Source organism: Cytobacillus sp. FSL R5-0377 (assembly GCF_038004385.1).
Lineage (GTDB): Bacteria > Bacillota > Bacilli > Bacillales > Cytobacillaceae > Cytobacillus.
The window spans coordinates 1583455-1602425 of the sequence record NZ_JBBORA010000001.1 but is presented as its reverse complement, the minus strand read 5'-3'; the positions used below and the strand labels follow the sequence as shown (position 1 = coordinate 1602425).

21 protein-coding genes are annotated in these 18971 nt (G+C 43.7%); 16 read left to right on the top strand and 5 right to left on the bottom strand.

Annotation, left to right across the window (positions count from 1 at the left end):
• Positions 1-185 precede the first annotated feature (185 nt).
• The 3 genes from NSQ49_RS08105 (at position 186) to NSQ49_RS08095 (ending at position 3109) form a co-directional block, all read left to right on the top strand.
• Positions 186-1310, top strand: a complete 1125-nt coding sequence (locus NSQ49_RS08105; RefSeq protein WP_159862080.1) for a DEAD/DEAH box helicase — start codon at positions 186-188, stop codon at positions 1308-1310.
• A 124-nt stretch (positions 1311-1434) separates the two neighbouring features.
• The gene (locus NSQ49_RS08100) at positions 1435-2916 is read left to right on the top strand and encodes an amidase family protein (protein WP_251283267.1); all 1482 of its coding nucleotides are present in this window, start codon (positions 1435-1437) and stop codon (positions 2914-2916) included.
• A gap of 58 nt (positions 2917-2974) precedes the next feature.
• Positions 2975-3109, top strand: a complete 135-nt coding sequence (locus tag NSQ49_RS08095) for a hypothetical protein (protein WP_258549819.1) — start codon at positions 2975-2977, stop codon at positions 3107-3109.
• A gap of 518 nt (positions 3110-3627) precedes the next feature.
• On the opposite strand, the gene NSQ49_RS08090 is transcribed toward NSQ49_RS08095, so the two are convergent.
• The gene (locus tag NSQ49_RS08090) at positions 3628-5154 is read right to left on the bottom strand and encodes an FAD-dependent oxidoreductase (protein ID WP_159862077.1); all 1527 of its coding nucleotides are present in this window, start codon (positions 5152-5154) and stop codon (positions 3628-3630) included.
• 192 nt (positions 5155-5346) lie between these two features.
• On the opposite strand from NSQ49_RS08090, the gene NSQ49_RS08085 reads away from it, so the two are divergent.
• The 5 genes from NSQ49_RS08085 to NSQ49_RS08065 all read left to right on the top strand — a co-directional run bounded on the left by NSQ49_RS08085 (position 5347) and on the right by NSQ49_RS08065 (position 10753).
• On the top strand, positions 5347-5577 hold the full coding sequence (locus NSQ49_RS08085) for a hypothetical protein (RefSeq protein ID WP_159862076.1): 231 nt from the start codon (positions 5347-5349) through the stop codon (positions 5575-5577).
• 33 nt (positions 5578-5610) lie between these two features.
• Complete coding sequence (locus NSQ49_RS08080) at positions 5611-6732, top strand: GerAB/ArcD/ProY family transporter (protein WP_159862075.1); 1122 nt, start codon at positions 5611-5613, stop codon at positions 6730-6732.
• On the top strand, positions 6729-8318 hold the full coding sequence (locus NSQ49_RS08075; protein WP_251283266.1) for a spore germination protein: 1590 nt from the start codon (positions 6729-6731) through the stop codon (positions 8316-8318). The genes NSQ49_RS08080 and NSQ49_RS08075 overlap by 4 nt, the downstream gene beginning before the upstream one ends.
• Positions 8315-9499, top strand: coding sequence for a Ger(x)C family spore germination protein (locus tag NSQ49_RS08070; RefSeq protein WP_251283265.1), 1185 nt, complete (start codon positions 8315-8317; stop codon positions 9497-9499). Before NSQ49_RS08075 ends, NSQ49_RS08070 begins: the two co-directional genes overlap by 4 nt.
• A 123-nt stretch (positions 9500-9622) precedes the next feature.
• Positions 9623-10753, top strand: a complete 1131-nt coding sequence (locus NSQ49_RS08065; RefSeq protein ID WP_251283264.1) for a trans-sulfuration enzyme family protein — start codon at positions 9623-9625, stop codon at positions 10751-10753.
• Between the two features lie 2 nt (positions 10754-10755).
• On the opposite strand, the gene NSQ49_RS08060 is transcribed toward NSQ49_RS08065, so the two are convergent.
• On the bottom strand, positions 10756-11247 hold the full coding sequence (locus tag NSQ49_RS08060) for a hypothetical protein (RefSeq protein WP_251283263.1): 492 nt from the start codon (positions 11245-11247) through the stop codon (positions 10756-10758).
• Between the two features lie 169 nt (positions 11248-11416).
• On the opposite strand from NSQ49_RS08060, the gene NSQ49_RS08055 reads away from it, so the two are divergent.
• Positions 11417-12226: an Fpg/Nei family DNA glycosylase gene (locus NSQ49_RS08055; RefSeq protein ID WP_159862432.1), complete on the top strand. Its 810-nt coding sequence runs from the start codon at positions 11417-11419 to the stop codon at positions 12224-12226.
• Positions 12227-12260: 34 nt separating this feature from the next.
• On the opposite strand, the gene NSQ49_RS08050 is transcribed toward NSQ49_RS08055, so the two are convergent.
• On the bottom strand, positions 12261-12404 hold the full coding sequence (locus NSQ49_RS08050; RefSeq protein WP_201306449.1) for a hypothetical protein: 144 nt from the start codon (positions 12402-12404) through the stop codon (positions 12261-12263).
• A 179-nt stretch (positions 12405-12583) separates the two neighbouring features.
• Here NSQ49_RS08050 and rraA point away from each other — a divergent pair, with 179 nt between their 5' ends.
• Positions 12584-13063, top strand: coding sequence for a ribonuclease E activity regulator RraA (rraA, locus tag NSQ49_RS08045; RefSeq protein ID WP_159862070.1), 480 nt, complete (start codon positions 12584-12586; stop codon positions 13061-13063).
• Positions 13064-13154: 91 nt separating this feature from the next.
• Positions 13155-13412, top strand: coding sequence for a hypothetical protein (locus NSQ49_RS08040; protein ID WP_159862069.1), 258 nt, complete (start codon positions 13155-13157; stop codon positions 13410-13412).
• 26 nt (positions 13413-13438) lie between these two features.
• Here NSQ49_RS08040 and NSQ49_RS08035 read toward each other — a convergent pair whose 3' ends face one another.
• Together NSQ49_RS08035 and NSQ49_RS08030 are read right to left on the bottom strand one after the other, a co-directional pair.
• Positions 13439-14374, bottom strand: a complete 936-nt coding sequence (locus NSQ49_RS08035; RefSeq protein WP_159862431.1) for a VanW family protein — start codon at positions 14372-14374, stop codon at positions 13439-13441.
• Between the two features lie 167 nt (positions 14375-14541).
• The gene (locus NSQ49_RS08030; RefSeq protein WP_251283262.1) at positions 14542-15054 is read right to left on the bottom strand and encodes a hypothetical protein; all 513 of its coding nucleotides are present in this window, start codon (positions 15052-15054) and stop codon (positions 14542-14544) included.
• 246 nt (positions 15055-15300) lie between these two features.
• Between NSQ49_RS08030 and NSQ49_RS08025 the strand changes: the two genes are divergently transcribed.
• From NSQ49_RS08025 to NSQ49_RS08005, 5 genes are all read left to right on the top strand, one after another.
• On the top strand, positions 15301-15648 hold the full coding sequence (locus NSQ49_RS08025; protein ID WP_159862067.1) for a lmo0954 family membrane protein: 348 nt from the start codon (positions 15301-15303) through the stop codon (positions 15646-15648).
• A 17-nt stretch (positions 15649-15665) separates the two neighbouring features.
• The gene (locus NSQ49_RS08020) at positions 15666-16298 is read left to right on the top strand and encodes a PspA/IM30 family protein (protein ID WP_251283261.1); all 633 of its coding nucleotides are present in this window, start codon (positions 15666-15668) and stop codon (positions 16296-16298) included.
• 170 nt (positions 16299-16468) lie between these two features.
• Positions 16469-17203, top strand: a complete 735-nt coding sequence (liaF, locus tag NSQ49_RS08015; protein WP_159862065.1) for a cell wall-active antibiotics response protein LiaF — start codon at positions 16469-16471, stop codon at positions 17201-17203.
• Positions 17200-18216, top strand: coding sequence for a sensor histidine kinase (locus NSQ49_RS08010; protein WP_159862064.1), 1017 nt, complete (start codon positions 17200-17202; stop codon positions 18214-18216). Before liaF ends, NSQ49_RS08010 begins: the two co-directional genes overlap by 4 nt.
• Positions 18217-18259: 43 nt before the next feature.
• Positions 18260-18892, top strand: coding sequence for a response regulator transcription factor (locus NSQ49_RS08005; RefSeq protein ID WP_159862063.1), 633 nt, complete (start codon positions 18260-18262; stop codon positions 18890-18892).
• Positions 18893-18971: the final 79 nt, after the last annotated feature.

Sequence of the window (18971 nt, the reverse complement as noted above, 5' to 3'; positions counted from 1 at the left end):
CATCGTCCGCCCAGCGGAAAGGGAGCACTTGGAAATTAATAATTTATACGAATAGAGCCATCTTTTAAGGTGGACAACTTCCTGCCTATAAGCTAGTATCATTACCGATACTAGTTTTTTCCGATTTTCGGCTATACTAATAATAATTAATCTAATTTTACGCAATAAAGTTAAAGGAGTAACATATGACACAATCTTTTATTGAAAATATGAAGCCATTTATCCAGGAGGCATGGAAAAAGTCAGCATTCGCTCAGCCGACGACCATTCAGGCAGAAGCGGTGCCAGAGGCCCTGGAAGGCAGAGATGTTATTGCCGAGTCTCCGACTGGAACCGGAAAGACACTTGCTTACCTGCTGCCGGTCCTGGAAAAAATAGACCCGGATAAACAGGCCGTTCAGGCTGTCATTTTAGCCTCTTCACAGGAGCTTGTAATGCAGATATTAAGCGAGATTCAAAAGTGGGCTGAAGGCAGCGGGATTAAAGCTGCTTCTTTTATCGGCGGTGCCAATGTGAAAAGGCAGCTTGAAAAATTAAAGAAACATCCTCATATTGCTTTAGGAACGCCGGGACGGGTGTTGGAGCTGATTAAACAGAAGAAGCTGAAAATGCATGAAGTCAAAACTGTTGTCCTTGATGAAGGCGATCAGCTTCTCGTTAAGGAACACACTCAGACGGTCCAAAACATTGTTAAATCTACGCTTAAAGAACGCCAGGTTCTGCTGTTTTCAGCTACACTGCCTCCGGTTGTTGAGCAGCTCGCGAAAGAGCTGACAGCTGATGCTGAAGTCATCCGTGTCGAGAAGGATGAAACCATTCAGGCTGCAGGAGTGGACCATATTTATTTTGTGGCAGAAGCGCGGGATAAAATCAAAATGCTCGAGAAGATCTCAAGGCTTGAGGACATAAAGGCACTGGTATTTGTTAAGGATATTGGCAACCTTACCGTCATGGCTGAAAAGCTTGATTTTAAAAATATCTCTTCAAGCACTTTGCACAGCGACCTGAGCAAATTTGACAGGCAGAAAGCGATTAAGAATTTCCGCACGGGTAAAACAAATATGCTGATTGCCACAGATGTTGCGGCAAGGGGGCTGGACATCAAAGGTGTTACCCATGTCGTACATTTCGACTTCCCGAAGGATATCAATCAATATGTTCACCGGTCGGGAAGAACAGGAAGATTCGGCGCTGGCGGAACTGTTATCTCTCTTGTTACTGAGAGAGAAGAGCGCGAACTGAAGAAAATGGTGAAAGAACTGAGCCTCACTGCAGAAAAGAAAGTCATGCGCGGCGGCCAAATCGTATAAAGATTAAGGGCCGGACACCTGAATCAGTTGGTGTCCGGCCTTTTTTTAAAAAGGAATTTCCCGTAATCTAAGCGAATTAGTAAGTACAGCTTTATTTCACTAAAGAATAGGGGAAATCAATAAAATGGAGAATCCAAGGCTAGAGAGTTTTCATGATAAGTATCTGCTTGAAGCCACAATAGATCAACTGCAGGAAAAAATGCAGAATGGGGAAATTACCTCCAAAGAACTTGTATTAATGTATATGTACCGAATTGGACAGCTGGATAAAAATATTCATTCTGTTTTAGAACTAAATCCGGATGCACTGCATATTGCAGCTTCTCTTGACGCGGAAAGAGAGAAGAAGGGGCCGCGCAGCCCTCTTCACGGCATTCCCATATTATTAAAGGATAATATTGATACAGGAGACAAAATGCGGACAACTGCAGGCTCACTTGCCTTAAAGAATCACTTTGCACAAAGGGATTCATTTGTGGCATCTCAATTAAGACAAGCGGGGGCTGTTATTTTAGGAAAAACTAATATGACAGAATGGGCTAATTTTATGACAGATGGGATGCCGAGCGGTTACAGCTCACGGGGCGGGCAGACCTTAAATCCTTACGGGCCGGGTAAATTTGATGTCGGAGGTTCGAGCGCCGGATCCGGTGCAGCTATTGCAGCTAATTTTGCAGTGGCAGCCATTGGAACAGAGACATCGGGCTCTATATTAAGTCCTGCCAGCCAGAATTCTCTCGTTGGAATAAAGCCGACCGTCGGACTTGTCAGCCGAACCGGAATTATTCCCATTGCACACAGCCAGGACACTGCCGGGCCAATGGCGAGAACGGTAAAGGATGCCGCATTATTATTAAACGTGCTGGCCGTCTCTGACGAAAATGATCCGGTAACCCTGACCAATCAGGATCGGCAGGGGAAGGATTTTTCTTCGTTCCTTGATGAAAACGGACTGCAGGGAGCACGAATCGGCATTGCCAGAGAGACTTATTTTGACTATTTAAGTTCTGAGAAGCTTGCCGTCATGAATCAGGCCGTAGCCCGATTAAATGAGCAGGGTGCAGTGGTGGTCGACGAAGCAGTGATTCCTTCCGCAAAAACGGAGTGGAGCTACGACGTCCTGACTTATGAATTTAAAGCGGATGTGAATGCCTATTTGCGGACTGTCGCACCGCACCTTCCTATTCGCACCCTATCCGCTGTCATTAAATTCAATGATAAAAACGGCGAAAAGTGCTTAAAATACGGTCAATCCATTCTGATTGAAGCGGAGGAAACCAGCGGAGCTTTAACCGAAATGGCCTATATATCAGCGCTTGAGAAGGACATCTATTTTTCAGGGGAGCAGGGTATTGATTACGTAATGCAGGAGAATAATCTCGATGCCATCGTGTTCCCGAATAATTATGGGGCAGGCATCCCTGCAAAAGCAGGATATCCATCCATCACAGTACCAGCCGGATATACCCCTGAAGGAGAGCCGGTGGGCATCACATTTACAGGACTTGCCTACAGTGAGCCGCTCCTGATTAAACTTGCCTATGCTTTTGAACAGGCTACCAGGCATAGAAAAGCCCCTGAACTTGGAGTGCTGGCATCAGAATAACAGCTCCCTGATTGACTCATACTACTCCTGATAAACCAAAAAAGGAGCAGATGAGAATATGGGCAGAACCAAACTTGGAAATGGCAATGCACAGCGCAACAACAATAAACACAGACCGCAGCGAACAAGCGAAGAGCTTGTTGAATTCACAACTGGAAGCAAAGAAAAGAAAGAAAACAATGTGCAGGACTGATGAACCCAATCCCCCTTTTAAAAGGGGGATTTTTTGCTGCTGTCATACCTGAGGGCGTGTAAAGGCTATCCGAAAATAAAAGTGAGCTATATGCATGTAAAAGAGGTTATCTGAAAGTAAAAGCTGGGTATTCAGCATCTTAAACTTTAAAATGCAGCTATATTTATAGTGCAGAATACTATCTGCACATAAATAGGGCTGTGCGCACAGAAAAAGATTTATCCGCACAGAAAAAGTAGTATCCGCCCACCAAAAAGGGTTATGCGCACAGAAAAAGGTTTATCCGCCCACCAAAAAGGGCTAGGCGCACAGAAAAAGAATTATCCGCCCAGAAAAATGGGGTATGCGCACAAAAAAGTTCTATCCGCCCACAAAAAAGGTTATCCGCACATAAAAAAATTATCTGTACATAAATCAGGACCAGCTCTATCACTGGCGCGTAAATCCTCCGAAACACATAAAAAAAGACAGTTTTCCCATTCGAAGACTGTCTTTTTTACATTTCAATTACCTATATCTCATTCTTCAACCTTTTTCAGCGGTTTGGCAGCGGGACCTTCGACAACGGTTCCATCATAGGAAAAGCGTGAGCCGTGGCATGGGCAATCCCAGGTGCGATCACCATGGTTCCATTCGCATTCACATCCCATGTGGGTGCAGGTTGTATCCACAAGATGAAGGCTGCCTTCAGGATCCCTGTATGCCCCTGCCCGCTTGCCGTTAATCATTACGACGCCGCCTTCATCATTGGACAGATCCCCTGTATCTTTTGGAACAAATTCAAGCTTGCCTTTGATCAGCTGTCCGGCAACATCTGTATTGGCTGCAATAAATTTTTTAATGCTTGGGTCAGCCTGGAATCTTGATGGAGTAAACAGGTCGGCATAAGGGTTGTCTCTTTCCATTATCTGATCCCTTATCAGCATGGCAGCTGCTGCCCCGTTTGTCATCCCCCATTTCCGGTAGCCTGTTGCGACAAAAATATTCTTCTGCTTGGACGTGATCGGACCGATATAAGGGACTTTATCCAGTGTGTATAAATCTTGGGCAGACCATCTATAAGGATAATCGGTTATGCCGAGCACCTCCTCCGCAAATACTTCGAGGGCGTCGTAGTGCTTCATCGTATCCGGCCCATGACCCGTCTTATGGCTGTCCCCGCCGACTAAAATAAGCTTGTCTCCGTTATAGGGGGTGTACCTCAGCGAGCGGGTCGGTGAATCGGCACTTAAATACATGCCTCCAGGAAAATCCTCTTTGATTTTTACGCCAATGACATAAGATCTTTCCGGAGATAATCTGGAAAAATAAAACCCTTTCATATCCGCAAAAGGGAAGTGGGAAGCTGCAATGACATATTTGCATTTCAGTCGATGGCCATCTCTGGTTACCACATCAGGCAGATTGCCTTCTTCAATATCTGATGCTGTTGTATTTTCATAAACAGTCCCTCCGAGATCCACAAATTCTTTAAGGAGCGTTTTCAAGTATTTCACAGGATGGAATTGGGCCTGGTTATTCATAGAAAGCACAGCAGTCGTGTTGATGTTAAACGGGATGCTCTCCTTCATTGCGTGTGGAATGCCGAGTTTTTCATAGGCTTGGCGCTCTTTATCAACTTTTTGTGCATACTCTTCCGAAACAGCATATATAATGGCTTCTTCATTGCTGAAGTCACATTGGATTTGTTGGTCAGAAACGGTCTTCCTGATAAAATCCAGAGCGTCAGCGGAAGCCTGGTAGTAAAGTTTAGCTTTTTCCACGCCAAAGTGGCTGATCAATTCATCGTAAATTAGACCATGCTGTGCAGTTACTTTTGCTGTTGTATGGCCAGTGGTGCCGTTCAGGATATTGCCGGCTTCAAGGATCGCCACTTTAAAACCTTCCTTGGCAAGAAGGTACCCTGCTGTAATCCCGGTTATGCCTCCTCCGACAATCGCAATTTCCGTTTGAGCATCTTCTCTGAGCTTGTCAAAGGCAGGAAGCTCCTCTTCCCTCCAAAATGGCTCAGGATATTGAGGTGTTTTGTGGTTGGATGTCGTCATATCTGTCCTCCTACGTTGTATTCATACATAATTTTTCCTGCAAATCCTATTCCTATACAATTTGTCCTTCTCTAACCATACCCAAATAATTGGAATGGTAAATCGGATCCTGGCCAGATTTTTCTTTTATTCTGGATAAAATGGGCAGACCGAGAAAAGATATACAATATCCAATGTTAATGGGGTACAGACATGATTACATTTAGCTATCTGGCCATTTTTCTGCTCTTGGCTATATTGTGCACTATTTTTGATATGAAAATATTTGATGAAACGTTTTTTGAAGCTTTGAGGAATCTGCTGTTTTCAGAGGTTGCTACTGGAAGAATGATTGTTATTGTTACCGTTATGATTGGAATTGCCTCGAGTGCAGCTGTTGATTTCCATCTTTGGAAAGCCAGGAAAAAGAATCGGTCATCTTAGAACTTACACATCTTAAAAGGGATTGGTGATGGAATGTTAAAAGAGAATATTTCTCTCAGCCAGCTGCTGACATTGTTGATCAATTTCCTTTTAGGAAGCGCCATTGTTGTCGGAGTAGGCGGGGATGCCAAGAAGGATGCCTGGATTGCCATTGCAGTTTCCATTATGTTCGGGTTTGGGATCATGCTATTCTACTATTTCCTGATTAGCAGGGTACCTGGAAAAAATTTGTATGAACTCATGGAAATGGGTTTTAAAAGACCGCTTGCCATAATTTTTTCTAGTATTTATGTAGTTTATTTTCTGTACCTTGCAAGCCGTGTGGTCCGGGATTTTGGCGAATTGATTGCTTCGGCCATTCTGCCGTCGACGCCAATTGAGATCATTTCGCTGACCATCTGTCTTGCCATGGCCTATATTTTATATCTCGGCCTCGAAGTCCTTGGGAGAACTTCAGAAATTTTTACGCCTTATTTATTCGGATTTTTATTCCTTCTGACCATCTTCTTATTTGCAAGCGGGAATGCCAGCTTAAATGAAATAAAGCCCGTGCTCGGAGATGGGATTAAGCCGGTTGTAAAAGCGCTTTTTCCAACTTTAATCGTGTTTCCTTTTGGCGAGCTTGTTGCATTCACACTCATCCTTCCCGTCGTAACCAACTTTAAATATTGCCTGCGTGTGTCATTGCTGGGAGTGGCGATTGCGGGTGTGCTTTTATTATTTGCGATGTTTTTGATGATTGTGACACTGGGATCTGATGCTTTGCTGCGTTCCAATTTTCCTATGCTCAGTTCTGCCCGCGAGGTCTCCATAGGCAATTTCATAGAAAGAATTGATGCGCTCGTTGTTTTTATCATGATGCTGGGGATTTTGGTCAAGGGATCCGTATTTATGTTTGCAGCTCTGAAGGGCTTGGAATACACCTTCAGAATTCCGTATCGGTATTTCTCCCTTCCGGCAGCCATGATTGTGTCATCTTATTCTATATTGATATCAGCCAATTTCGGTGACCATTGGCAGGAGGGACTTGAGATGGTTCCATACTTCTTGCATTTGCCGATGCAGTTCGCGCTGCCTTCACTTCTATTAATCGCAGTTTTATGGAAGAGCCGAAAGAAAAAGGCTAAACCCGGCACGAAGGGGATGAAGTTTTGAGTATTCTTAAATCACTCTTGAAAATGCGCAAAAAAAAGGAACACCCTGTTCAGATTGAGCAAGCGGCAGACCCGGGTCCGGTTCTAAAAAGCATGAGCCTGGAACAGCTGAGAAAAAAAATCAAAGCAGAGTTCGGAAGCACGATTGATTTAAGCATGGATGAACTGAAAACAGAAGGCAAAGATGCGCTGCTTGTCTATCTTACAACCATGATTGATACTAAATCACTCAAGGAAACGATCCTGCAATCCATCAGCGGGCATAAGGATGGTTTTAATTTATCAACAGAGGATGATTTAAAGTCTTTATGTAAGGAGAAATTCGGGGGAGCAGGCTATCAGCTTGTTGATACATTCGATGAGATTATCACCTCTCTGCTTTATGGAAACATCATTATTTTATTTAAAGATATGGAGAAGGCGCTTTCCCTTTCTATGGCTATCGGGGAAGACCGGTCCATAACTGAGCCAAGCACGCAGACGGTTATCCGGGGGCCTAAGGATGGGTTCGTAGAGTCGATAACAACCAATGTAAGCCTGCTGAGAAGAAGAATAAAAAACAGAAACCTCCGTTTTGAAAAATTCATTATTGGTTCTGAAACTAACACAACTGTATACATCGGGTTTATGGAAGGAATCGCAAATAAAAAGATCGTTGAGGAGGTACGCAAAAGACTTGGCAAGATAAAGGTGAACGCCATCTTTGAATCCGGAAATATTGAAGAGCTGATTGCAGATAAAGCAGCGACACCTTTTCCATTGGCTCTGAATAGTGAAAGGCCTGATGCGGTGGCAGCTAATTTGCTGGAAGGGAAGATTGCCATCATTGTCGATGGTACTCCCTTTGTACTGGTGGTTCCGGCAGTACTGGTCGATTTCTTCTCCATCGCAGAAGATTATTATCAAAACTTTATGATGGGAAGCTTCTTAAGATTAATCCGCTATTTATCCTTTATGATTGCCTTGCTTACGCCCTCCTTATATGTCGGGATTTTAACCTTTCATCATGAGCTTCTGCCAACCCCTTTGCTTCTCGGGATCATTGCCCAGCGGGAAGGAGTGCCCTTTCCAGCGGTCATTGAAGTTATATTAATGGAAGTAACGTTTGAGATCCTGAGGGAAGCCGGTGTTAGGATGCCAAGGGCTGTCGGGCAGACTGTTTCCATTGTAGGGGCACTCGTGATCGGCCAGGCTGCAGCAGAGGCAGGGATAATATCGAATATTATGGTCATCATTGTCGCTATTACTGCCATCGCCAATTTTGTGTCACCAACTTATAGTTTTGCTGCAGCAGCAAGGCTGTTAAGGTTTCTCTTGATAATTGTATCGGCTATATTGGGCTTGTATGGCGTACTGATTGTACTTGTTTTTGTTGTGGCCCATCTGAGCTCTCTCAGGTCTTTTGGTGTTCCATATCTATCGCCGGTGGCACCGTTTATCATTGAGCAGCAGAAGGATGTATTTTTCCGATTCCCGATCTGGAGCATGAGGAAGAGGCCGGCATATTTAAAAACACAGAATCCTGAAAAGTTTCCAAAGACAGGGTCGCCCTCTCCTCCCCCAATGAAAGGAGAGCAGTCCAATTGAAAAAATTTGGTGCCATTTTTTTAACGGCAATACTGCTGACAGGATGCTGGGATCAGAGAGAACTGGGGGAAATAACCGTTGTAATAGGAATGGCTGTGGATAAGGGAGAAAACGATAAATACATCCTGACTGTGGAAGGCGTTAATGCAATCGAGTTAAATAACCGCACCGCAAGCGGCTTTGCTCCTTCTATCGTATTCTCTGCAGAAGGAAATTCTCTGGCAGAGCTGGCCTATAGAGTGAATGAAGGACTATCCAGGCATCTGATCTATTCTCACATGCGCACGCTGATTATTGGAGAGGAACTAGCCAAAGAGGGGATTATTGACTTCATTGATTTTCTGGAAAGAAACAGGGAGATTCGAGATGATTTTAATATATTGATTGCAAGAGAAGCCAAAGGTTCTGATATTCTAAAGGTGACATATCAATTCCAAAAATCTACTTCTTTAAAATTGCACACACAGCTGGATACCATGATGAAGGATTGGGGCGGAGACCCAGGCGTTAGAATGAATGATGTCATTACGGCCTGGACAACTCCGGGCCGTCAGCCTGTAATGGCCGCTGTCAGAATAAATGGTGACCCGGAGGCTGGCCCAAATGTGGAAAATATGATGAAGGTCACCCCGGACGCACTTGTAGTCCTGGACTCACTGGCGATATTCAAAGGTGATAAGCTGGATGGATTTCTAACTTTGGAGGATTCAAGAAATTACTTATGGCTTCAGAATAAAATTGATAAAACGTCGATTACTGTAAAATGCAGCGAAAACCGTTATATGGGGATAAGAGTATACGATACACGGACGAAAGTTAAAGGGAAACTCGAGAATGGGAAAGCAGATATCCATATAAAAATCAGAGCAGAGTCCTATATTAACGGTACTCATTGCAACGATCAGTTTGATAAAGCAAAGACATTCGATGAAAATGGGCAAATGGCAGAGAAACAGATTAATGAAATGGTTGCTGAAACGATCAAAAAAGTTCAGAAGGAATATGGAACCGATATCTTCGGTTTTGGCGAGGTTGTGATGAGGGAGGATTATCAGGATTTCAAAAAGGTCGAGAAGAACTGGGATGAAAAATTTGCACAAGCAGATATACATGTAGACACAACATTAATCATTCGGAGGACGGGCATCAGGACAAAAAGTTTTCTGCAGGAAGTAAAGTAGGGATCCTCTCGTACATTGACGTATAAAAGCTGTATTGATATAATTTTTTATAAATTCAGCTAATTTCATTAAAAAGGTCTGGGCTTGTCTCCAGGCCTATTTCTTTTAAAGGAGTAAGACCAAATGAATTTCGAAACTTCTGTTCTTCATAGAAACCATAACACCCAACGAAACATTAAAAGTAAAGTAACACCCATTTATCAAACCTCTGCTTTCGCTTTCAGCGACCTTGATGAGCTGGAGGGATTTTATCAGGGGAACGGCAATTATCTTTATTCCCGGGTTGGGAATCCGAATACAGATGAGCTTGGTGAATTAATTGCCGGCCTTGAAGGAGCACCGGCCGGGACTGCTGCTTCATCCGGTTTATCTGCCATCCTGGCGGGGGTGCTTGCTGTGGTCAAAAGCGGAGATCATATCGTGGCAGCAGATGACCTGTACGGAGGCAGCTTCCATTTAATTAAGGAAGAGCTGACACAGCTTGGTATAGAAGTAACCTTTGTGTCATTTTCTGATGCTCACCAAGTGGAGGGGGCCATAAGGAAGAATACAAAACTTTTATACTCTGAAAGCATCACAAATCCTTTATTGCGGGTGGAAAACCTTGAGGATGTCGTCCGACTGGCGAAGAAGCATCACCTCGTTACTCAGATTGATAATACATTTGCCACTCCATATCATTGCCAGCCCTATTTGAAAGGCATTGATCTGGTCGTCCACAGTGCAACCAAATACATAGGCGGACACAGCGATATTACAGCAGGTGTCCTGGCAGGAAATGAAGAATTGGTCGGGAAAGCACGCACAAAAATTATTAACCTTGGCGCAAATCTAAGCCCGTTTGAAGCCTGGCTGACCTGCAGGGGAGCAAAAACTCTGGCACTCAGAATGAAGCAGCAGTCTGCCAATGCCAGTAAAGTGGCAAGGGCATTAGAGCAAAAGGTAAATAAGGTATATTATCCTTCCCAGCACGGTGAAGAAGGGTTCGGGGCCATTGTAACAATTGAATTGTCTGAAAGTACTGATGTGAATGCGTTTTTTAAAGAGCTGGGGTGGATTAAAATTGTTCCGACACTTGCTGGTGTTGAAACGTCGGTGTCCCATCCGCTGACAACGTCCCATCGTGCACTGCCTCCTGAAGTGAGCAAAGAACTTGGAATCACCAAGCACGTGGTGAGGATTTCCATCGGTATTGAACATGCAGACGATATTATTGCACAGCTTAATGAGGCAGTTAATCGAAGTCAGGGATGATATTAGATGCTCTCAAGCCGGGCTAACATCCAAAACTTCAATAACACCAATAAGGCAGCAGTTAAGATGAAGTTTCTAAGGCTGAATGTCAGCCTGCCATCCCTGGGCAAAACAATGCCCATTGAAACCAAGTACCAGAACCACTTCTTATTAGTCAATCTATCCGGGTTAGAGAGTTGCCCCTGCTGTTTCTGTTTATTCTCATGACGGGCCCAGAGCAGAACAATGATGATATCAAGGCAGGAGGCAATGGAAATGGCTGTGATTACAAAGGTTTTGGTTGGCTTCCATTTCCCTTCGTTCTTAGCTGCTTTCTTTTCCTGATTATGCTTTTGAATCTGGAGTTCTTTCGAGAAAGTGAAAGAAATTTCGGTTGGCTGTTCTTCTTGGAACGAAGGTTTGAAAGTGGCAGCAGCAAAAATTAAACTGCCAAGTAATGCAGAATAAATGAAGAAAAACAATAATGCCTGCTTGCTGGAACGGTTCTTTTGCATATGGAAAAACCTCCCTTTATCTTAATCGTACCATTTTTGACATCAAAATATTGGAAACTATTGTTACGAAACGTTTAACAATGAATGTATTATTGTGCAGTTTCCAGGAATGAAGTGATTCCTTCCATTAAATACTAAGGTAACAGTATTTTAGGAAGGAGCTGACATGATGCCTGAACTTCCGGAAATGGAAACCTATAGAAGGCTGCTAACGGAACAGCTGGCCCGTAAAGTCATTACCGATGTAGAAGTAAATCGCGAAAAGTCCATAAACGTTCAGCCTGCCCAATTCAAAAGTCAGCTGATTAGTGTGCAAATAAACGAAATCCAAAGAAGGGCCAAGCATCTTATTTTCAAACTGAGCTCCGGTAAAAATTTGCTGCTTCATCTGATGCTGGGGGGGTGGATGTATATAGGAAATGAAGCGGACAATCCTGACCGAACTAAACAGATTATTATTTCTTTCGGTGATAAAAAGCTCTATTTTATTGGACTAAGACTTGGCTATCTTCACCTGCTGACAGACGCAGAGATTGAAAAGGAGCTTTCAGATCTGGGACCGGAGCCTTTGGCTCACACGCTGGGATTTCCAGCCTTCCGGGAACTGATCGGAAGCCGAAGAGGAATGCTGAAAACAACATTCATCAATCAGCATTTTCTTTCGGGAATCGGCAATTGTTACAGTGATGAAATCTGCTTTGAGGCAGGACTGCTGCCAATGAAAAAGGCAGATGAATTGGATGAGGATGAAATAAAAATCCTGTATCAGTCCATGAGGGGCGTATTAACCCGCGCCATTCAGTTTGGGGGCTATATGGAAGAGCCGTTGTTTAAAGGAGATAAAAGAACCGGAGGGTATAATGAGCAGTGCAGAGTGTATGACAGAGAAGGAGAACCATGTCTTCGCTGCAGCAGCCCTATAGTGAAAGAAGAAATATCTTCACGGAAAACGTTCTATTGTGCAAATTGCCAAAGCTGACTAAGAGGCTGCCTATTTCGGCAGCCTCTTTTCATTACTCTTTTGTATCACTCTCGATTCTGTCAACAGTCTTGGAATCACGGGTATCCATTGCACCTTTTAGAAAATGGACAAGCATGTATCCGACAAGACCCAGTGACACAATAAAACCGATGGTAATTGCCCACATTAAAGCCATCCTTTAACCTCCCTTTTCTATTAGTGCAGAGTTTCTTTACTAAAAGGTATATGCCTGAAATCTGTAATCTTTCCCATTCGATTATTAAAATAGGAAGGGAACAGGCTGCTGCATATCGAAGTATTGAAAGATGGCATGAAGAGGTTTACAGCCAAAAGTGCTTAAGGAGGAGATCTCTTTTGAGTTTTAAAACGGCAGATTTATGTGATGAGTACAGTCACGAGCTGCGTATTTGCCAGCAGGAGTTTAAGTCGTATGGGAAAAAAAGCAGGTTTTCCGGCCCCATTTCGACCGTCAGAGTGTTTGAAGATAATGTGCTGGTAAAAGAGGCACTGGAGTCAATACCAGCGGGAAATGTACTGGTTGTGGATGGCGGCGGGTCAAAAAGATGTGCCTTAATGGGTGACCGGCTTGGTGAGATTGCTCAATCAAGGGAGCTTGCCGGTGTAATTATTTACGGATGCGTTCGGGACACAGTGGAGCTTGGGAGCCTAAATACAGGCATTTTGGCACTTGGTTCAAATCCTTTGAAAAGCCGTAAAGAAGGAAAAGGAGACCGCAGCATTCCTGTCACTTTTGGCGGGATTGACTGGAAGCCGGGAGAATATGCTTATGCAGATGATGATGGTGTGATTGTCTCTTCGAAGCCGCTTATCTAAAGTTGAACACCCGCTGGTGAGCGGGTGTTTCCTGTTTATTGGCACTTTCCTGACTAAGAGGGAATACCGTATCTTAAAGGGGGTGCACATTATGTTTATAATCTTTTTGCTAATATGGGCCGCCGGCATTTATCTTCTGTTCCGCAGCAGGAATGAGGAAGAAGAGCACCTGGTGCTGAAGCTGATTGGTTATTATATACTAGGCACATTCACTTTCAGCTTTAATGGCATTATTTTGCCAGTTGGCTTTGTGATCAGTTTATTCCTAAAGCCCGGAAAGAATAGAGGTGTGAAGCGGATCTCTTCGGTCTTTGGACTGGTCATAATGCTTCTTGGTCTTCTTTTATAGATGTTCAATGAATAGCCTGATCAACTTCAGTCCTCTATAATCGTTTCCTTTTCGATTCTGATTTCTTCCGGCAGCATGGTTGAGGCCTTCGGGACCCGGCGGGGCTCATAGTCTATTTCATCAGATGAGTATACCCTGACCACCATTTGGCCGTTCAGGGCTTTTGCCCGTATAAGCAGTGGCGAGCTGTAGCGGTTTTTAAAGGTGAAATCCGGGCCATACCAGCTTACCGTTGCATCCCGGCCGGGAGGTACATACGGAACCTTCTTGCTGTGGGAATAACGCTCGAGTACCTTGACGCCAGCCCGGTCCACTGCATTGAACAGAGTCGAGGATACCTGACAGATCCCGCCTCCGATATCTTCTGACAATTCCCCCCTTACGATAACCGGGGCACGCATATAGCCTTTCCCGGCTGTTCTTTTGCCAACCGCACGATTAAAAGAAAACACTTCTTTCGGAAAAACCACAGTATTATCAAGGGCTTCAGCTGCAAGCTGAATATTGTGCGAGCGCGAGGTGTTATTGGGATTAAAGTATGTAACATACTGGCCGATCATTTTAACCCGAATATGGGAAAGAAGGTCCCTATCCACTCTAGGATAAACGGGGAGCATCGGGATCTGAATTCTTGCCGTTCCCTTATTATAAAAATACGTATAGAAAATATCGATGAATGCTTTGCGATGCAGGATTCTTCCGGGTTTCTCGGCAACGATCCGCCCGCTGTCGTCTATATAAGCGTTCATAGGCGGAATATACGTCTGTCGATCCAATGTCTCAAGGAGCTGAATGAACCGTTCGCTATCTACCATGGGAAGCCCGGGAAACGGTATTTGATAGTCCATTCTGCTGATATTTGAAATGGTTTGGCCGTTATGTTCAATGGACAAATCTTGTGGAAGCCCGGCAGTCTGTGTTTGTACCATTAACATAATCCCTAATACCCATGAGAAATTCATATCATTCTCACCTCCGCCATTAGTATTGGCAGGAAAGAATTCTTTCATGTGCCGAAAAGTCTGTTTGATCATCATTCCAATCTGCTTAAGTTCTGGCCGCAATAAGCAATTACAAAAAAGAAATACCTACAAAAAAGAAGCTCCTCTTTGGGCTTCCTTTTGGATGATCATGATCTTTTCTCATCGACGAGCTGACAGTCCGCGGAGCAATCATTGATATTTTTATTGCACCACAGCATATAAATGGCCTTCCCGTCACTAAGTGTGCCATCTGCCATATCCATTGGCAGCAGAGCGAAAAAAACATAATAAAAGGAAAAATAGATAAATTGGTACCACAGCATATTAGCATCCAGAACACTTATTTGGATCAAGTGATTCACAAGAAAAATACTCGCAATGTTTAAAATGGATCCTCCTACAAAGATAAGAGATTTGGTCAGTTTACTGCTGTATCTTAAAGAGGTATATTCACACCCTCCATACCAGAAGTAGTACCGTCTCAATTCCAAAAACCTCGTTGTGAATAGAATTTTCCCTGTGCCAATGATAACACGGATTCTTTTCCCGCCAAAAATGGCTGCAAAGAATATATGACCTAGCAAATGAATGAGGGTCACTATTGGGAATACCACAAAAAAGGCTTGCATGAACTTCAAAAAATCATCATACCCAAACATGGAAGTCCCTCCAATTCAATAGATCTATAAAAACTGCCCGATCAGACATCGTTAATTGATTGCACACCTCATGTGTACCCCTCATTTTACTGCACTAACGTAGATTATTTTTCCAGATTTTCCAATTAAATTTAAAAGGGCCGACCAGCTGCTACGTCTCAGGTCTTATTTAAAAATAAAGCTGAGGCTCGTTATAGCATTTACGGATTACAGGTAAGATGAAATCAAGAAAGGAGGAAACGAAAAATGAAAAAAGTTGGATTATTGATAGCAGGTGGAATTGCAGCGATGGTGCTGATTTCGAATCTTGGCCCAATCGTGGGTCTCGCAGTAAGCGCGGCAATTCTATACTTTGTGATTAAACAATTTTTAAAAGCAGAAAGCACCATGGCGAAAATCGGTCTTGGCATCATCGGATTTATGGCTTTGATGGCCACAGCTTCCAACTTCCCAGCAATTCTGGGGCTTGCAGCTGCATACGTGCTTTACCTGGTTTATAAAAAATGGAACGATTCAGGCTCAAGTGTAATGGAAGAAGATAATGATCCTTTTGCCAGCTTTGAAAAGCAGTGGGCAGAATTAAATAAAAACTAAAAAGAGGAGAGATCCATATGGCAAACCTAGTAACAAGAATAAAAGATACTGTAATGGCAGACCTTCATGAGGCGTTGGATAAAAAGGAGAAAAGGAATCCAATAGCACTATTAAACCAATACCTTCGTGATTGTGAGAGGGAAACTGAGAAGGTCCGCAAGCTGTTGGAACGTCAATATACATTGAAAGAAGAATTCACCCGGGAATACGAGCAGGCTAAAAACCTTGCAGATAAGCGCAAGCGCCAGGCAGATGTTGCTTCCAAGGCCGGTGAAGAGGAACTCTTCCAGTTCGCATCACAGGAGCAAATGCAGTATGAAGAGCGTGCCAGCCGCTTGAAAGATCTATTAGACCAGGCGGTAAATCAACTGGGTGATCTTGAAAGAAAATATGAGGAAATGAAGCATAAACTGAAGGATATGCATATCCGCCGCATGGAACTGATGGGCCGTGAAAATATTACACGCGCCAACCACCGAATGGATAAGGTGCTTGATCAAAACAGTGATAAATCCATTACAAGATTCCAGGAAATTGAGTCCTATTTAGACCGTCTTGAGCAGCAGGTGAAAAGCTCCTATCACCGCAGCACAATCGATGCACGCATCGCGCAGCTGGAAAAAGAGCTGGAGAAAAAGCCTGTATTGTAATAGCTGAGAAGTTCTAATTGAACAAAAAATGAAGCCTGCCTGTATGATATTTTTCTCAAAAAGATAAAAACTCTTTCTACTTAACGAACAAAAAATGGTATTCTAAAAAGGCGTAGAATGACTGCGCCTTTTAATCAATCATTCCATATTACACAAAAGGAGGATGCCAGATGAACACTTACAACAAAAGGGACTATATGAACTGGATCATTATATTGGGCATTGTCTTTCTCTTTATAGAAATAGCCTTTTTCAACAGCGGTATGGTATTCTCTCTTCTTGTGCCAATTGGAATGGTATATATCGGAAGAAAGTGGATGCCAAAGAGCTCAGGTAAATGGCTTTTCTGGTTAGGATTAATCATTCTGCTCATCAATATTTTAGGCATGATGACGCTGAAATTTTTCCTGCTGGCAATTCTGGTCCACCTGCTGATTCAGTTTGGGCAGTCTAAGAAAGACCCTAAACGGATTCATCCGGATTTAAAGGAACCGGCAGTAAATCTCCAGAAAGATACAGTCATAAAAAAGAATCCCCTTTTTTCCAATATATTTGTCGGCCAGCAAAAAACGCCTGAGCAGGTGTATGAATGGAACGATATCAATATCCAGACCGGAATAGGTGATACCGTTATTGACCTGAGCTATACAGTCATTCCAAAGGGAGAGACCGTCATTTTTATCCGGAACTTCATTGGAAATGTACAGGTCCTTGTTCCTTATGACGTGGAGGTTAGTGTCAGCCATTCAGCCATAGCCGGAAAGGCCCGAATATTTGAGTACGAAGAATCAAAGATGTTTAATCAGCATCTTCACCTTCAGACGCCGGGCTTTGATCAATCCGGACAGCGCGTTAAGATTTTCACTTCCTTTGCAGCCGGGGATCTCGAGGTGAAGCGCGTATGAATATCCTTCAGCGGCAAATTGCATGGGGAGCGGGCATGTCTCTCCTCATTCTTGCTGTCCTGACAGCTTCTTTTTTTACGATGTTTCCCATTCCCGGCTGGAAGGATCTTTGGGAAACGGAAGTACTTGATATTCCTTTTATTATTTTTGTGCCGAGCATAAGTTTGGCCATTGGCCTGATCTTTGGTTTGCTGTCAGGCATTTACTGGCGCCGGCAGCTTTTTGCCGTAGATACTATGCTCCACCAGGTTGAAGAAGGCAGGCAATTAGAGGTACCGGAAACAGGTAAAGAATTGAAGTCTATAGCAGCCAGGGCTGAGAAAATCCAAAAGAATATAGCAGAACAGGCAAAGATCTCTCAAAAACTGGCAAATGAAAAAGCGGAAGATATCGAGAACAGGATGCAGGAGATTGTTTCCCAGGAACGGAACAGGCTTGCCCGTGAGCTTCACGATTCTGTCAGCCAGCAGCTGTTTGCTGCGTCCATGATGATGTCCGCCATTACTGAAACCCAGCAGGATCCGGAAGACAGGCAGGCAAAACAGCTGAAAATGGTGGAGGAAATGATTCATCAGTCACAGCTGGAAATGCGTGCCCTCCTGCTGCACCTTCGTCCGGCTGCACTTAAGGGCAAAAGCCTTCAGGAAGGAATTGAAGAGCTGTTAGTCGAATTGCTTCAAAAGGTTTCCATGGAGATTGAATGGAAGGTTGAGAACTTCCCGCTCGATAAAGGGGTGGAAGACCATTTATTTCGCATCCTTCAGGAGGCTGTGTCCAACACACTCCGCCATTCCAAATCACAGAATCTTGAAGTGCTCCTGATTCAAAGAGATGATTATGCCATACTCCGGGTGGCTGATGATGGTGTGGGCTTTGATGTGGAGGAAACAAAGGCAGGCTCCTATGGCCTGCAGAATATGTATGAACGGGCAGCAGAAGTCGGCGGCAGCATGAAAATAATCAGTGTGAAAAATAAAGGAACCCGGCTTGAAGTGAAGGTTCCGATTATGTAAATAAATCTGTTTTAGGCAAGACTAAATTCTGAGGGTGAGGCCAATGATTAAAGTTTTATTTGTGGACGATCATGAAATGGTTCGGATTGGGGTGTCTTCCTATTTGACGGCACAGCCGGATATAGAGGTTATAGGTGAGGCGGATAACGGGAAAACAGCTATTGATCTGGCACTCGAATTGCGGCCGGATATCATTCTGATGGATCTGGTCATGAAAGAAATGGACGGAATCGAAGCGACCAGAAGAATCATAGAGCTATGGCCGGAAGCTAAGATCATTATTGTGACAAGCTTCCTGGATGATGAAAAAGTGTATCCGGCTTTAGAGGCAGGAGCGACAAGCTATATGCTTAAAACCTCGAAAGCCAGTGAGATTGCTGAGGCAGTCCGTTCTACTTATCATGGACAGTCGGTGCTTGAACCGGAAGTAACCGGAAAAATGATGGTGAAAATGAGGCAGAAAAACCAGCAGCTGCCCCATGAAGAGCTGACCAGCCGCGAGATGGAAATCCTTCTGTTAATGACACAAGGCAAAACGAACCAGGAGATCGCAGACGAGCTTTTTATTGCCTTAAAAACAGTCAAGACACATGTGAGCAATATATTAAGCAAACTGCAGGTGCAAGACAGAACTCAGGCTGTCATCTATGCCTTTAAGCACTCGCTGGCTAAATAATATTTTTGGAGAGCTAATCTTGATATTAGCTCTTTTATTTTTGCCTAAGAAATATGGAGGAAAAATGATTCAGAATCGG

Bases quoted from the DNA above. Each gene is read 5' to 3' on its own strand.
- NSQ49_RS08095 (WP_258549819.1), top strand. From the start codon at position 2,975: ATGGGCAGAACCAAACTTGGAAATGGCAATGCACAGCGCAACAACAAT.
- NSQ49_RS08090 (WP_159862077.1), bottom strand. From the start codon at position 5,154: ATGACGACATCCAACCACAAAACACCTCAATATCCTGAGCCATTTTGG.
- NSQ49_RS08020 (WP_251283261.1), top strand. From the start codon at position 15,666: ATGGCAAACCTAGTAACAAGAATAAAAGATACTGTAATGGCAGACCTT.
- liaF (WP_159862065.1), top strand. From the start codon at position 16,469: ATGAACACTTACAACAAAAGGGACTATATGAACTGGATCATTATATTG.
- NSQ49_RS08050 (WP_201306449.1), bottom strand. From the start codon at position 12,404: ATGGCTTTAATGTGGGCAATTACCATCGGTTTTATTGTGTCACTGGGT.
- NSQ49_RS08035 (WP_159862431.1), bottom strand. From the start codon at position 14,374: ATGAATTTCTCATGGGTATTAGGGATTATGTTAATGGTACAAACACAG.
- NSQ49_RS08030 (WP_251283262.1), bottom strand. From the start codon at position 15,054: ATGTTTGGGTATGATGATTTTTTGAAGTTCATGCAAGCCTTTTTTGTG.
- NSQ49_RS08055 (WP_159862432.1), top strand. From the start codon at position 11,417: ATGCCTGAACTTCCGGAAATGGAAACCTATAGAAGGCTGCTAACGGAA.
- NSQ49_RS08060 (WP_251283263.1), bottom strand. From the start codon at position 11,247: ATGCAAAAGAACCGTTCCAGCAAGCAGGCATTATTGTTTTTCTTCATT.
- NSQ49_RS08025 (WP_159862067.1), top strand. From the start codon at position 15,301: ATGAAAAAAGTTGGATTATTGATAGCAGGTGGAATTGCAGCGATGGTG.
- NSQ49_RS08065 (WP_251283264.1), top strand. From the start codon at position 9,623: ATGAATTTCGAAACTTCTGTTCTTCATAGAAACCATAACACCCAACGA.
- NSQ49_RS08080 (WP_159862075.1), top strand. From the start codon at position 5,611: ATGTTAAAAGAGAATATTTCTCTCAGCCAGCTGCTGACATTGTTGATC.
- NSQ49_RS08105 (WP_159862080.1), top strand. From the start codon at position 186: ATGACACAATCTTTTATTGAAAATATGAAGCCATTTATCCAGGAGGCA.
- NSQ49_RS08010 (WP_159862064.1), top strand. From the start codon at position 17,200: ATGAATATCCTTCAGCGGCAAATTGCATGGGGAGCGGGCATGTCTCTC.
- NSQ49_RS08085 (WP_159862076.1), top strand. From the start codon at position 5,347: ATGATTACATTTAGCTATCTGGCCATTTTTCTGCTCTTGGCTATATTG.
- NSQ49_RS08100 (WP_251283267.1), top strand. From the start codon at position 1,435: ATGGAGAATCCAAGGCTAGAGAGTTTTCATGATAAGTATCTGCTTGAA.
- NSQ49_RS08005 (WP_159862063.1), top strand. From the start codon at position 18,260: ATGATTAAAGTTTTATTTGTGGACGATCATGAAATGGTTCGGATTGGG.
- NSQ49_RS08040 (WP_159862069.1), top strand. From the start codon at position 13,155: ATGTTTATAATCTTTTTGCTAATATGGGCCGCCGGCATTTATCTTCTG.